Raw genomic sequence first — 15,408 nt, forward strand, 5'->3', positions numbered from 1 at the left:
GAAAGGGCAAAAGCTTTCAAATATCAAGCTTTTGCCCTTTCAGGGCGACTTGCTTTTTGCCAACATTACCCAGGGCGCTGCCCTGGGCTAGGAACTTTTGGGTCTTCAGCCCGTTCTTGAACCACATGCGAAAGTTCAGTTACTTATCCAAAACATTCAAGTTCTGATAGAACCAGACGTTCATCTGGTTGGCACCACGATGATTCCAGGCATAGTAAGGAATCAGGGTGAGTTTCTGGTTCTTGACAGAAACGGTGCCATCAGTAGCCTGGTCGAGCACCTGAGAAGAGGTCTGGATAGCCTTTACTGAGAAGGCTGGAGCACCCTTGGTCTCTGTGTTCTCGATGCTGTAGTTATCTACCAGCGAGAATGCAGGCTTCTTAGCCATGACAGCACGGAGCACTGGCTCGTTCTGATTATCCACAGCCTCAGCGCAATATACCAATGGTCCACGCTCTACGGCGACCTTACCTTTATCATCTGCCACCTTGCCATTAGCAACTACAGTACGTACAGGCATATCGAAGTGGATGCGGATGACATCACCCTTCTTGATGTTCTTGACAGGGAGATAACCCTTGTTGGCATTGAGGTCAGCCTCTACAGCCTTGCCGTTTACGGTTACGCTATAAGTAGGCTTCTCGGCATCGCTATACTTGTAAAGATCGCTAGGCACCACCTGATTGCGAACCCATCCAGGAATTCGAATCAGGAGGTTGGCATTCTTCACACCACTCTTCTTCACGGCAATCTTAATATCGCCATCCCAAGGATACTCGGTAGTTTCCTCCAGAACCACATCCTTACCATTCACCTTGATGGTAGATGTATTGCCGGCAAAGAGATTCACATAGATGTTGTTATCCTTCACGCCATAGAGATAACCCGGAACGGAAGGGATGAAGCGGCTCAGGTTACTTGGGCAGCAGGCACATCCGAACCATGGTTGGCGGGTGGTGTTGCCATCGGCATTAAACTTGTACTTGCCATCGCTAGACAATGGGTTTGGATAGAAGAATCTGCCACCATCCATGCTCATACCCGAAATGACACCATTATATAAGGTACGCTCCATGCAGTCGATATACTTGCTCTCGCCGTGAAGCAGGAACATACGTTCGAAGAGGTAAACCATAGAGATGGCTGCACAAGTCTCGTTATAGGCAGTCATGTTTGGCAACTCATAGTTATCACCGAACGCCTCGCCAGCATGGCGGGCACCAACACCACCTGTAAGATAGTATTTCTTGCCAACGATGTTTTTGAAAATACGGTCGATCACCTTCATATAGGCAGAATCTTTGGTCAGGGCAGCCACATCTGCTATACCGGCATACATATATCCAGCACGAACAGCATGACCTACAGCCTCCTTCTGCTCCAGGATAGGAGCCTGGCTTTGAGAATATGGGTTGCGGATATGAGTTTTGCCACGATAATCGAGCAGATACTTAGCCTCATCCAGATACTTCTTCTCACCGGTCAAGGTATAGAGACGAGCCAAAGCCATCTCAGCAATCTGATGGCCAGGCACCACGGTAGCCTGTCCTGGATTAGGTCCCACCTCCTTTACCACGCAATCGGCATAGCGCTTGGCGATGTTCAGGAACTTGGTGCTACCCGTAGCCTGATAATGAGCGCAGGCTGCATCTACCATGTGACCGAGGTTGTAAAGCTCGTGACTCAATTCCTCGTCCTTGACCCAACGCTTATTTCCCGACCATCCGTGTGGATGCTTTGGGTTGATGGTACGGGCAGTATAGAGATAGCCATCTGGCTCCTGTGCAGCACCCACCACATCAAGCACACTGTCGATGTAAGCCTTCAACTTCTTGTCTGGATAAGTCTGGAGAATATAGCTGGCTCCCTCAATAGTCTTATAAACATCGGTATCATCGAAAGAGAAGCCCATAAACTTGCTCACGTCCCACTCCTTGGTGTTCAACCCAGGGTGATTAGGATGCTGCAAGGTATAGGCAGCCATCTCAAAGTTCTTGTATCGGTGCTCACTCTCGCACTTGCTAAAAGCCAAAGGAATAGTTACCTTTTGGGCAGCCTGCAAGCGAGCACCCCAGAAAGTATTCTGTGAAATCTTAACACTGGTGAATGGTACTTGAGTAAATGGATAGCCATTGCTCAACACCTTGTTGCTCTTCTGCGCCATCGTTGGCATTGCCACGGCGGCAGAGAGAAGTACTGCTGAAATTAAACTCTTCATTATTGATTGGTTTAAAATTTATTATTGTTATTTGATTTGCGGTGCAAAGATAATAAAACTTATCGAATAAAGAGGTGAAAAAACAACAGAAAAATGGCACGATTCGTAGTTTTTGGAACAGGAGACCAACAATTTGCGACAATTTACGCAGTATAAAAAACCAAAAACAGGTCAGACCGCCCCATTTTTCAGATTATTATTGTATCTTTGCACACATAAAAAACAAAGAATCATAAAGAACAATGGAAAAAGTAAAACAGATACCTTATCGTGCCATCGCCCTGGATTTGGATGGCACCCTGACCAACCACGAGAAGGTGGTTACCCCGAAAACTCGCGAAGCATTATTAAAGGCAGCAAGCGAGGGAGCCGTGATTATTCTTGCATCAGGCAGACCCACTTATGGCATCGAGCCAGTGGCAGAATGCCTGGAACTGCAGAAGCGAGGGGGCTACATCCTTTCCTATAATGGTGGCAACATCGTGAATGCCCAGACCGGCGAGAAACTCTTCACCCAGTTTCTGCCAGATGAGATAATCCCTATATTATATAGGTACGCGCGAGAGAAGAGCCACGCCCTCCTGGGCTACGCCGGCAACGAGATCATCACCGAAATGCCAGACAATCAGTATGTGAAGGAGGAATCGCGCATCAACAAGATGAACATCCGCAAGGTAGAGAATCTGCTCGATGCCCTGGAGCCTCATCCTACCAAGCTCCTCATGACGGGCGACCCTTCGGATATGCTCAAGGCAGAACAGGAACTGCTGGATATGGTGGGCGACAAGATGGATGTATTCCGCTCAGCCCCATTCTTCCTCGAACTGGTGCCTAAGGGAATCGACAAGGCGCAGTCGCTGAGAAGACTCCTGGCGAAGATCAATCTCACCCCTGCCGATATGATAGCCTTCGGCGACGGCTACAACGACCTCAGTATGCTGAAGCTTGCAGGCATGGGAGTAGCCATGGCGAATGCTGCCCCGGAAGTAAGAGCCGATGCCGACTACATCACCCTCTCGAATGAGGAAGACGGCGTAGCTGCGGCGCTGGAGCACTTCGGCATGTAGCAGGCCATCGCCCCCACATACTTACTCCAACCACTAAGGAAACTTGAGGGGAATAACAAAAATTAAATTGAAATATTTTGTGTTTTCTTCCTTTTAGAGTACCTTTGCTATCAAAAATCACTCAGGAACTATCATCCTGACAGATAACAGAATTAAAGCATATCAACGATTATGTTACAACTTGACGATTTCTACAAGGCCCGCTTCGTGCTGAGCCACGTGATTAGAAAAACTGAGCTGGTTCACACACCGAGAATCAACCCAGATAGTGATGTTTATCTGAAACCGGAATGCCTCCAGAAGACGGGGTCGTTCAAGATTCGAGGTGCATACTATAAGATTTCCCAACTCTCTCAGGAAGAGAAGGAGAAGGGTGTGATTGCCTGTTCGGCAGGCAACCACGCACAGGGTGTGGCTCTCGGTGCTACCGCCATGGGAGTGAAGAGCCTCATCTGTCTGCCCGAGGGTGCCCCTATCTCCAAGGTAGAGGCTACCAAGCGTCTGGGTGCAGAGGTATGCCTGGTTCCGGGCGTCTATGATGACGCTTACCAGAAGGCGTTGCAGCTGAAGGATGAGCACGGCTATACCTTCGTGCATCCTTTCGATGACGAAAAGGTGATTGCCGGACAGGGAACCATCGGACTGGAAATCCTCGACCAGCTGCCTGATGTGGAAGCTGTGGTAGTACCGGTAGGCGGCGGCGGACTGATTTCGGGAGTCGCTTTCGCCATCAAGTCGCTCAATCCTAACGTCAAGGTCTATGGAGTCCAGGCAGAGGGAGCAGCCAGCATGGTTCAGAGCCTCCACGACCACAAGCAGGAGAAGCTGCCATCTGTGGCAACCGTAGCCGACGGCATCGCCGTGAAGGAACCGGGAAAGATTACCTTCGAAACCTGCTCCAACTATGTGGATGAAATCGTCACCGTAAGCGAGGACGAGATCTGCGCAGCCATCCTGAAGCTCCTCGAGAGCGAGAAGATGGTGGCAGAAGGTGCCGGAGCAGCCAGCGTAGCTGCCGTGATGTACAACAAGGTGCCGGTGAAGGGCAAGAAGACCATCTGCGTGGTAAGCGGCGGTAACATCGATGTTACTATCCTGAACCGCGTCATCAACCGTGGATTGGTAAAGAGCGGACGTCTCTGCACCATCGAGATGGAGCTGGACGACAAGCCGGGCGAGCTGGTAGAGGTAGCTCCGTCATCGCAAACCTGGGCGGCAACATCACGGGAGTTCATCACGACCGTTCTGCCAACCGCAACAAGGTGAATGCCTGCGTGCTCCGACTCACTATGGAGACCCGCGACTCCGCCCACGTCAAGGAGATCAAGGGTGCCCTGGAGCAGAAGGGCTTCCATCTCTGGATCATATAAGAGAAGAGACTTTTAAAAAAATCCATAAGATATAAAAAGAGGGTGCGCCGTCAGTTGATAGCGCACCCTCTTTTTATATCTTATTAAACTCTTTATTACCATCAAGCTCTTTTATTATTGAGCTTTATCTTTGATAGAACTACTTTACTTCCTTGAGCAAGCAAGGGCGAACCTTCTCGGTTACACCAGCTTCCTCAGTAATCACGATAGTGAGAGGCTTGAGATCGGCAGCATTCTTTGCCACCATCACCTTGTAATCACCAGCCTCAACCTGCCACTGACTATCAACCTCATTGAAAGAAGCCAGGTTCTTGTATGGGATGTCGATAGTAACTGTCTCCGACTCACCAGGCTGCAATTTCTTAGTCTTGGCGAAACCACGAAGTTCCCTGGTTGGTTTATCCATATCCTTGCCAGGAGCTGCCACATATACCTGAACAACTTCCTTACCAGCTACCTTACCAGCATTCTTCACAGTCACCAGGACCTTGATATTGCCCTGTGCATCCTTCGTTACCACAGGTTTGCCATACTTAAAGGTAGTATAACTCATACCATAACCAAAAGGAAAAGATACAGGCACTTTCTTAGTCTGGTAATAACGATAACCTACATAAACACCATCATTATACTCGGTGTAATCCACATTCTTCACGTCACCCTTGCTACCGATGCCCTTGCCCATAAACATACCAAGTACATCCTTTACCTTGACAGTCTCAGGGTTAGGGAAATCAGCCTTAGAAGGAACATCGTTATAACTTACAGGCCATGTCATAGGAAGACGACCAGAAGGATTCTCCTTACCCGCCAAGATGTCAGCAACACAGTTACCACCCTCCTGACCAGGCAACCAAGACAACAATACAGCATCAGGACCGCCAATCCAACTCTTGGTCTCAATAACGCCACAAACATTCAAGATGACAACCACCTTCTTACCTGCCTTATGGAAAGCGTTGCAAACGCCAGAAATCATATCCTTCTCCTCCTTGGTGAGATTGAAGCTATCAGAAATCTTTCGATCCAAGAACTCACCAGACGACTTACCAATAGTGATGATTGCCATATCGTTGTTTTTGACGGCAGCAGACATATTCAATTCAGCAAGGCTCATCTCAGGGATGAAGTGACCAGGCAAGAAAGCCTCCAAAGGATTCTTTGGCTTTGGCAAATTTGCCTTTGCCTTTGGAGCATACTCTATGTATGACTTCTGGATGTCGCCATCCACCTGATAGCCAGCATTCTTCAAACCATCCAACAAACTTACCACATAAGCATGGTTAACATTGCCAGAACCAGTACCACCAGCTATGAAATCATAAGAAGTATTGCCGAAGAGGGCTATGTTCTTAATCTTCTGAACGAGTGGCAATACATTCTTGTTATTCTTCAATAACACCATTCCCTCGGTAGCGGCATTGCGAGCCACCAAAGCATGTCCCTTCAAATCAGGGTTGTTGTCAGCAACATACTGCTTGAAACGAGGAGTCTGCATGATATACTCCAAGATATGGCGTACATTGCGGTCGAGGATTTCCATCGACAGGCGACCATTGAGCACAGCCTTGCGAATCTCCTTCACCTGGTCTGCCTTACCTGGCATCAACAGGTCGTTACCCGCTTCCATCTGGGCAGCTGCGCTAAGACCACCAAACCAGTCAGTCATCACCATACCCTTGAATCCCCACTCATGGCGAAGAATCTCTGTTATCAAGTCACAACGCTCACTAGACATCGTATCATTGATGAGATTGTAAGAAGTCATCACTGTCCAAGGCTGAGCCTCCTTGATAACGATTTCGAAAGGTTTCAAGTAAATCTCACGGAAAGTACGTGGATTACCGATAACATTGTTACGAGTACGATTGGTCTCCTGGTTGTTCAGTGCAAAGTGCTTCAACGAAGTACCGACATCGTTGCTCTCGATACCATTCACCATAGCAGCACAAATTGTACCAGCCAGCAATGGGTCTTCTGAATAATACTCAAAGTTACGACCACAAAGAGGATTACGCATAATATTGGTAGCAGGTGCCAACAAGACATCTACGCCATAATGCTTCACCTCGTCTCCCATAGAGGTACCTACGGAATACACCAAGTCTTTGTTCCAGGTAGAACTCATCACTGTAGCCACAGGGAAGTGGGTACAGTAGAATGTCTTATCGGTATTCTTGCGCTTAGGGTCGATGCGAAGACCAGCAGGACCATCGGCTACAACCGTAGCTGGAATGCCCAGACGCTCAATACCATTCACCTGACCTGCGGCACCCTGTACCAACTGACCTTGGTTACCAATGGTAGCCTCCATCTGGCTCTCATACTTACCCGTAGAACCTACCACCAACTGAATCTTCTCATCAAGAGTCATCGCATTGATGACATCCTGGATAGGAGACACACCCAACTTTGGGTTCTGTGCTTGCACTACGAAAGTCGCAGAAAAAAGCACACATGAAGAAACTAATAATTGTTTTATCATTGTCTATATCTTATTTTTTAATAATCTTTTACAAAACTCTTACTTGAAAAACTTATTTTATCATTTGAAAATCTTCTGTGCAAACTCTGTGAGATAGACACGCCAATTGCGCCAGATGTGGCCGCCCTCGGTCTCCATATAGGTATATTTATACCCCTTCTCATCGAAATAGCGACGCAAGCCGGCTGTACTCTTATACAAGAAGTCGGTCTTTCCCATACCTATCCAATACAATTTTGGCTTGTTCTTAAACAAGGTTGCCAACTGCTGCTTCGCCTCCTCGTCCTCTTGCAGCATCTTATAGAAATCGGTGCGAAAATCGCCAGTCTTTCCCACATGCAAACCAGCGGAGAATAGACCAACGTAATCAAACTTATTAGGGAAACGGCGAGAGATGTCAAAGGAGTGTCCACCACCCATTGACAAACCGCAGATGGCACGATGCGTCTTATCCTTGCCCACCTTGTAATGGCTCTCCACATAGTTCATCACGTCAGGGAAGCTCTCATCCATCGTAGCCACCGCCTTGGCACCTTGGTAACCATAGAAAGAAGGCACATACATACCTGCCGACCATTCGCCTGGAGCAGCCTGGCAATTAGGATTGCCATTGGTCATCACCACGACCATAGGCTTAGCCTTACCTGTAGCAATCAAATTATCAAGAATATGCTGTGCACGACCTAAAGTAGTCCAAGCATCCTCATCGCCACCAGCGCCATGGAGCAGATAGAGCACTGGGTAATCCTTGCCCTTGTCGTAACCTGCTGGGGTATAGACGGTCATACGACGCTGCATCTTGAGCGTAGGACTGTCATACCAAACCTTCTGCACATTGCCATGAGGCACCTCATTGACGGTGTAGAGGTCACCACAGTCGCCTTTCTTGTCTGACAAGATAAAAATATTGGTTTCCGAAGTTATGTCACGAGTGATATAGACGTTTCCAGGATCCACAATCTTCACACCATCCAAGATGAGATTATAAGAATAAAGCTCAGGAGAAAGATTAGTGCTGGTAAAGCTCCATACTCCCTTGTCATCCTTCACCAAGTCTGCCACTCCCGGTGCATCATACTTTCCCACAGGGGTATCAATCTGCTTGGTAGGCAAGAAGTCGCCCGTAATCTGCACTTTCTGTGCATTGGGAGCCTTGAGACGGAAAGTAACTGTATGGTTGGCGTTTAACTCTGGAGATACCACAGGTACGTTGTCGAACAAAGCTTGTTGTGCAAAGCTGCTCATGCTTAAGAGCAAGGCTGTTGCCATAAATGTTATCTTTTTCATTGTGATGTTGTTTGAAGTTACTTAAAGATTTTCTGGGCAAACTCACCCAGGTAGATGCGCCAGTTGCGCCAGATATGACCGCCATCGGTCTCCATATAGGTGAATGGATAATGGTTCTTGGTCAGTTTCTCTCTAAAGGCGGTATTGTCCTTAAAGAGGAAGTCGGTGTTGCCGATACCAATCCAGAAGAGCTTTGGCTTGGCAGCAAACAAGTCTGCCAACTTCTTGTCGAAGTTATCATAGATGTACTCGTTGGCGCCACCATTTCTTTGTTCCTTGCCAATGGCTGCCGAGAAGAGCCCCACATAGCCAAAGGTCTTAGGATTGTTGATGGAAATATAGAGGGAATGGAATCCACCCATTGACAAACCGGCGATGGCACGGTTCTGGGTATTTGCCAAGGTGCGATAACGAGCATCCACAAACTTCACCACCTCAGGGAAAGAAACCTCAAAAGAGCCCTCCATGGTCTTAGGCAATCCCAATGTAGGAACTATCAGATTATCCGAAGTCTGTCCTGGAGCTGCCTCCTGAGAGATATTGCCATTGGTCATGACGACGATCATTGGCTTCGCCTTGCCTTGCGCAATGAGGTTATCGAGGATTTGCGAAGCACGTCCCAAATCCATCCACGCTTCCTCGTCGCCACCGATGCCATGCAAGAGATAAAGCACAGGATATTTCTGCTTGCTGGTCTCGTAACCAGCAGGAGTATATACTGTCATACGGCGAGTAAGGCCAGCTTTGGCATCATCATACCAGACCTTTGATACGGTCCATGCGCTACCTTGTTGACCTTGTAGAGATCTGCCTTTCCCCCACCTATCAAGAAATAGTTGGAAACGTTGGCGATGTCACGCACGGTATAGACGTTGAGATGGTCAGTAACACTGGCGCCATCCACCATCATTGTATAAGAATACAACTCTGGTGACAGAGGAGAGGTGGTGGTATAGCTCCACACCCCCTTCTCGTCCTTGGTCAAGTCAGCCACACCTGGGGCATCATACTTGCCCATCGGGGTATTAATCTTGCGAGTTGGCAAGAAATCGCCCGTAATCTGCACCTTTTGAGCACCAGGTGCCATACAGTGGAAAGTAACCGTCTTGTCGGCATGAATCTCAGGAGACTGTGGCATTTGCCCTCCGAAGAGGGCTTGCTGTGCCGAAGCACTGCCACATGTCATACATAATGCAATAACTAATATTGATAACTTTTTCATTGTCTTTACACCTTATTATATATACGTATATGATTATTGTACTTCCACAGAAGCGAACTTCACAGTAAAATTACCCGTTCCTGCAGCACCTGTAACATCCACGGTGCCTAAGTTGGAACCAGAGAAAGTAAACAAGCTCATACCCTCGGAATCCTTTGCGGTCTCAATCACGATGGAACCAGAAGAGATATACTGCTGCTTGCCCGCCTCGTCCACAAAATAACTTCCGCCAAATGCACCATATTGTGGCATGGCATAACCATTATCCATTAACCAAGGGGCAGTAGAGCTACCCTGGATAGTATAAGTACCTGCCAAGCCCTCTGCTTGCAAGTTGTTGGAATTGACAGCCTCCAAAGATGCCATCACCTTGCCCTCAGGACTCTTTACGGTCATCACATATTTGGTAACGTCTGGGAAGAAGGTTGTCTGACCGGTTGCCCAATCGCGTGTCATCACAGGAGAGGTTGCGATAGAGAAGGTATAACCAGAAGCCTCTGGGTCATCCACACCCACAACGAAGGCAAGCTCTCCTACATAATTCAACTTCACTCGCTGACCGGCGGCATTGGCAAACAAACCGTTCAAGTAATACTTGCCCCCGATAAGAGATACGTCGATGTCGCCACTCTTCATTGCCTCACCATTCACCTTGACCACACAAGTTTTGTTAGCCACGGTCTTAGCTACGGTATAAGAGGCAGCGGGAAGAATCCACTCGGTACTACCAAAACTAATCTGAATGGCAGTTCCCTTTACATCTTTTATATCTACATTGAGCGCCTTCAAGCCTTTCTTTAACTTAGTGGTAGGCTGCACGGTAGCCTCTTGCGATGTATAATTCTGCATATCTGCATATACTCCCTGCATACCATCAAGAGCATCGTTATCGCAGGCTGTGAAACACAGCCCTGCAATAAACAGACTTAATATTGAACCTATATATTTTTTCATATCATTATCATTTAAATATCAGTTAATTAGAAGATTACCATCCCGTATTCTGCTGGATATTAGGATTCAATTCTCTTTCCTTCAAAGGAATAAGAAGCAACATGTGCTTGTCTTGGAATCCGAAAGTAGAATTGGAGAAATCCCAACTTACGCCCTTGGAAGAGTAGTTAGGAATTTCCTTACCCTGTGAAGCCAAGGCTTTCTTGGCATCACCCCAACGTACCAAGTCCTGGAATCGGGTACTTTCCAGACAGAGTTCCAAGCGCTTCTCCGTCTTGATGTCGTCCAAGGTAACGCTAGTCAATGGAGTTTCCTTGGCGCGAATACGAATCTCATTGATGTCTCTCAGCGCTACGTCTGTGTTGCCAGCCTCCAGGTTTGCCTCGGCAGCCAGGAGGAGAACTTCGGCATAACGCATAATCTTTCGGTCGGTATATTGAAATCCCTGGAACCAGGAGGCATCCATGATGTTGTCACTCTTCAATAAGCGGTTCTTAAAGAAGAGGTATCCTTCACATCCATAGATGTTCTGACCAGGATTCAACTTCACACCGTATGCTGCTATCTGATTACTGTTGAGCAGGGTCTTCTGCAAACGATATCCATTCTTGCCCTCTGCTTTTACAAATGCATCATAGAGAGACTTGCGAGGGTTCAAGAAGCCGTAGGTTCCCTGAGCAACTTCGTCGGCAGCCTTTCCTTCGAGCGTCATATTGCCAGTACGCCATCCTTGCATCAGGAAGGTCATGTCCATCTGGGACCAAGTCTGCTCCTGGTCGTTACGCCACTGCAATTCGAGCATAGACTCACAGTTGTTGTTGTTGACGGCATGAAACTGCATGTCATATTCGCCACGGAAGAGGTCGTACTTTTTGGAATCCACCACCTCATTGAGTACGGATGCAGCCTCCTGATACTTCTTCTGGAAGAGATAAGCCTTGCCCAAATAAGCCTTTGCCACTTCCTGGGTAACACGCATACCCGTCTCCTGATCGTCCTTGTTCTTCTTGGAAGGCAAGGCTTTCATACCGATAGCCTCTTTCAAGTCTGCCTCCACAACAGCCCAAAGTGCCTCTGGAGTACTGTTTGGCTGACGGTACTCATCTGTAGTCAAGAGATGATCTACCAATGGAGCTGTACCCCAAAGAGTAACCAGCTCGAAGTTAGCCCAAGCACGGAAGAAATAAGCCTCGGCTATGGCACGTTTCTTGACATCCGTATCATTAGCCACCTTCTCTATGACGAGGTTTGACTGATAGATGACACCATAGAGACCCGAGAACAGGCCCTCGATATTACCGTTGCTAGAATCGAAGGTATATTCATTCAACTGCTCGTATGAGTTGTTGTCGCCACGATTACCACCGCCACACCAAGCATCATCCGAAAGCAGATTCTTGATAAAGAACCAAGTATAATACAATCCCTTCACACGGCTATACATGGCAGCCACCGCCTGCTCGGTCTGCTCATTGGTCTTGTAGAAATCATCCTGACCACCCATATTGCCATGCTTTGCTATATCGAGTCTGTCTTCACAACCGGCAAATAACACTGCCACAACGAGAAGCAGACTATATATGATATTCTTTTTCATAATTTCCTAATGTTATTATATATTATGTATAGTGTTAGTTATATGAACCTCCAGACCTTAGAACTCCAAGTTGAAGCCCATCACTACCTTCCTTGAGGTTGGATAACCGCCTTTGTCGATACCCATACCCACTACACTATTGGTAGAAACCTCAGGGTCGAAGCCTGGGTACTTGGTGATGGTGAAGAAGTCATCGAGAGACACATAGAGGCGCAAGTTGCTGATTGCTACCTTCTTGAGAAGAGTCTTCGGCAAACTGTAGCCCAACTGAATCTGCTTAATCTTGAAATAAGATCCATCATATACCATTGCGCTGGATGTAGCATACTTGTCCATATTGTTGGCACCAGCACGTGGCTTGCTACCATTAGGATTGCTCTCCGTCCAACGGTCGTCATAGAAGAGTTCCTTCATCTTGTTGACCATAGGGAAGTCGGTACGGTTGATACAGTTGAATATCTTGTTGCCTGATGCACCAGAACCAAATACTGCCAAGTCGAAACCTTTGTAAGCTGCGGTCAAGGTGATACCATAGGTGAAGTCTGGAATGGCACTACCCAAGTCCATCTTGTCATCATCGGTCAAATCACCACTATCGTTCAGGTCGGCAAAAGTTGGATCGCCCGTCTTTGGGTCTATGCCTGTAAACTGATAGCCGCGGAAGTAATACACAGGATAACCCTTCTCGAAGTATGTGAGAGGCACATTCATAAAGGTAGTACCCTGCAAACGAGTCAAGGATGGGTCGAGATAAGTAACCTCGTTCTTCAAGGTAGCGAGGTTGCCACGCACACTGTAGCTGAAATCACCGATGTTGTCTCTCCAACCGAGTTCAAACTCGAATCCCTTGTTGCTTACGTTACCAGCATTGATAGGAGATGTAGTGCCGCCGATAACCAAAGATGGAGTGGTACCACCCACGAGCAAGTCCTTGGTCTTCTTCACGAAATAGTCCATACTGAAGTTCATTCTGCCAGCAAAGAGGAGCGCATCAATACCCAAGTCGGTCTGCTCTGATGTTTCCCACTTCAGTTTATCGTTACCCATACTAGATGGACTAACAGACGTTGTATAATTATTACCAGAAACTAACGGATAAATGCTACCCTGCGCCATATCGGTGCTGTAGGCATAGCCACTCAAGGAAGCCAAGCTACCATTCTGGCCCCAGCTGGCACGCAATTTCAAACTAGCCACAACATCTCTTAAAGGCTCGAAGAACTTTTCCTCTGAAATGGTCCAACCTCCAGACACAGCTGGGAAATATCCCCAACGATTGGTAGCTGGAAGCTTAGATAAGTCGGCAGCATCTGCACGGAGGGAAGCCTGCAGATAATAACGATTTTTATAATCGTAACTCAAACGACCAAAGTAAGAATACTTGGCTGAGCGAGTTTTCTCACCACCTACAGACTTGGTAGCAGAAGCGGATGCGAAATTCAGATAGTAGAACAATGGATTGTTTTTCTTGACAGCGTCTTCACCATTAGCCTGCAAACCACCCTGCACGAAATCGTAGGTAGATTCCTGGAAAGACATACCAACCATGGCATTCACGGTATGGTCACCAAACTTCTTCATATAGTTGGCAAAGTTTTCCCATTGATAATAAATAGAGGTAGAAGAAGATGCACTCTGATCTACATAATCACGGCTTTGCGTTGCATTTCCATAGTAAGGAAGTGAAGTGGAAGAACTGCGAGTACCCGACAAACGGTAACCAAAGCGAGAAGTAAGCACAAGATCCTTGATAGGCTTGAAATCTGCATAAATGGAACCATTCACATTGAATCCACTGTTGCGAGATATGCCATTGTCACGCATCACGAATGGGTTGAACTGCTCACCTGCATAGAAAGCAGACACACCATAGTAGTTACCAGCCGCATTGGTCAAGAGATGCTTTCCGCTTGCCAAGGCACTAGCAACATGAGCAGGCAAGTTTCCACCCTCGTATGCAACGGGGTCAATGGATCCATAGAAAGCACAGCTGCCATCATAGAACCATACTCAGTACCCTCTGAAACAGAACGAGCGTTATACTTTTCAATCTGGTTAGTAGTGCCCACCTTCAACCATGGCTTGATCTGATATTCAGCATTGATGGTAGCGGTGAGACGACGATAGAGATCATTATTACCTCTTACCATACCATCATTGTCAAGATAAGTAAGCGAAAGATAGTAGTTGCCATTTTGGTTACCACCCGTAAAGCCCAGGTTGTGCTTCTGCATCTTACCCTTACCATAGATGGCATCTACCCAGGAGGTATTGGTTGTTCCATCCCAATTCTTCAAGAGATAATCCTCGGTAAAGGTCTTACCTTCTTTCATATATTGGATATATTCTTCGGCATTGAGCAACTTAGGCTTTTTAGCAAGCGATTCGATGGCATATTGGAAATCATATGTTATCTTTCCACTACCCACAGTACCCTTCTTCGTAGTAATGAGAACCACGCCATTACCAGCCTCTGCACCATATATGGCAGCAGAAGCGGCATCCTTCAACACTTCCATAGATGCTATGTCATTAGGATCGATACCACTAATATCGCCTAGGCGCACACCATCTACTACATAGAGAGGATCGGAAGAACCATTGGAAGAGAAACCACGGATACGAACGGTTGGTGATGCACCCGGACGAGCAGAAGAAGAGACAATCTGTACACCTGCGGTCTTACCCTGAAGAGCAGACTTGGCATTGGTGATGGTACGATTTTCCATATCTTCTTTCTTCACCTGAGAGATGGCACCAGTTACAGAACTCTTTTTCTGTACACCATATCCTACAACGACAACATCGTCGAGTACCTTGTTGTCTTCATTTAATGTTATCTTGAGTCTGGAAGAGTTGGCTAATACCTCTTTATTCTTATAGCCAAGATAAGAGAAGACAAGGGTCTTACCTTTTTGCACCTGGATTGTAAAGTTACCATCCATATCAGTTACAGTACCACCCTTGTTGTCTCCCTGCACACGCACGGTAACACCAATCAAAGGGTCGGCATTTTGGTCAACTACAAGACCAGCGACTTTCATCAGTTCCTGCGCCAAGGCAGCAGAACCGGAAATCATCAATAAGAACACGAGGTTAGAAACCTTCTGTAATCATTCATTTTTCTCATAGATTTTACTCATTAAAGATAATACTTTGTTAGTTAAGCTTTTATTCTTGTAAATCAGTTGATTGTTTACGGCTGCAA

Annotated in this window: 6 protein-coding genes and 3 pseudogenes; 2 read left to right on the top strand and 7 right to left on the bottom strand. The window is 47.0% G+C overall.

What is annotated here, in order from left to right; all coding sequences use genetic code 11:
- Positions 1 to 139: 139 nt before the first annotated feature.
- Positions 140 to 2,218, bottom strand: coding sequence for a glycoside hydrolase family 127 protein (locus DW830_RS00005; protein ID WP_119248416.1), 2,079 nt, complete (start codon positions 2,216 to 2,218; stop codon positions 140 to 142).
- Between the two features lie 242 nt (positions 2,219 to 2,460).
- On the opposite strand from DW830_RS00005, the gene DW830_RS00010 reads away from it, so the two are divergent.
- Together DW830_RS00010 and ilvA are read left to right on the top strand one after the other, a co-directional pair.
- Entirely contained in the window at positions 2,461 to 3,285 is an 825-nt protein-coding gene (locus DW830_RS00010) for a Cof-type HAD-IIB family hydrolase (RefSeq protein ID WP_410524464.1), read from the top strand.
- A gap of 171 nt (positions 3,286 to 3,456) precedes the next feature.
- Positions 3,457 to 4,655, top strand: a pseudogene (ilvA, locus tag DW830_RS00015) (threonine ammonia-lyase).
- Between the two features lie 139 nt (positions 4,656 to 4,794).
- On the opposite strand, the gene DW830_RS00020 reads toward ilvA, so the two are convergent.
- The 6 genes and pseudogenes from DW830_RS00020 to DW830_RS17205 form a co-directional block, all read right to left on the bottom strand.
- Positions 4,795 to 7,137 carry a glycoside hydrolase family 3 C-terminal domain-containing protein gene (locus DW830_RS00020; protein ID WP_410524472.1) on the bottom strand — a complete coding sequence of 781 codons (2,343 nt, stop codon included), beginning with the start codon at positions 7,135 to 7,137 and terminating at the stop codon, positions 4,795 to 4,797.
- A gap of 63 nt (positions 7,138 to 7,200) precedes the next feature.
- The gene (locus DW830_RS00025) at positions 7,201 to 8,427 is read right to left on the bottom strand and encodes an esterase (RefSeq protein ID WP_233544306.1); all 1,227 of its coding nucleotides are present in this window, start codon (positions 8,425 to 8,427) and stop codon (positions 7,201 to 7,203) included.
- A gap of 17 nt (positions 8,428 to 8,444) precedes the next feature.
- Positions 8,445 to 9,649 (bottom strand): annotated as a pseudogene (locus DW830_RS00030) (esterase).
- A 33-nt stretch (positions 9,650 to 9,682) separates the two neighbouring features.
- Complete coding sequence (locus tag DW830_RS00035; protein ID WP_147487165.1) at positions 9,683 to 10,603, bottom strand: hypothetical protein; 921 nt, start codon at positions 10,601 to 10,603, stop codon at positions 9,683 to 9,685.
- 34 nt (positions 10,604 to 10,637) lie between these two features.
- The gene (locus DW830_RS00040; RefSeq protein ID WP_119248420.1) at positions 10,638 to 12,200 is read right to left on the bottom strand and encodes a RagB/SusD family nutrient uptake outer membrane protein; all 1,563 of its coding nucleotides are present in this window, start codon (positions 12,198 to 12,200) and stop codon (positions 10,638 to 10,640) included.
- 57 nt (positions 12,201 to 12,257) lie between these two features.
- Positions 12,258 to 15,280: pseudogene (locus DW830_RS17205) on the bottom strand (SusC/RagA family TonB-linked outer membrane protein).
- Between the last annotated feature and the right edge of the window lie 128 nt (positions 15,281 to 15,408).

The sequence above is a fragment of the Prevotella sp. AM34-19LB genome, assembly GCF_003468525.1.
In the GTDB taxonomy this organism is placed as follows: Bacteria; Bacteroidota; Bacteroidia; order Bacteroidales; family Bacteroidaceae; genus Prevotella.

Bases quoted from the DNA above. Each gene is read 5' to 3' on its own strand.
- DW830_RS00005 (WP_119248416.1), bottom strand. From the start codon at position 2,218: ATGAAGAGTTTAATTTCAGCAGTACTTCTCTCTGCCGCCGTGGCAATG.
- DW830_RS00010 (WP_410524464.1), top strand. From the start codon at position 2,461: ATGGAAAAAGTAAAACAGATACCTTATCGTGCCATCGCCCTGGATTTG.
- DW830_RS00025 (WP_233544306.1), bottom strand. From the start codon at position 8,427: ATGAAAAAGATAACATTTATGGCAACAGCCTTGCTCTTAAGCATGAGC.
- DW830_RS00035 (WP_147487165.1), bottom strand. From the start codon at position 10,603: ATGAAAAAATATATAGGTTCAATATTAAGTCTGTTTATTGCAGGGCTG.
- DW830_RS00040 (WP_119248420.1), bottom strand. From the start codon at position 12,200: ATGAAAAAGAATATCATATATAGTCTGCTTCTCGTTGTGGCAGTGTTA.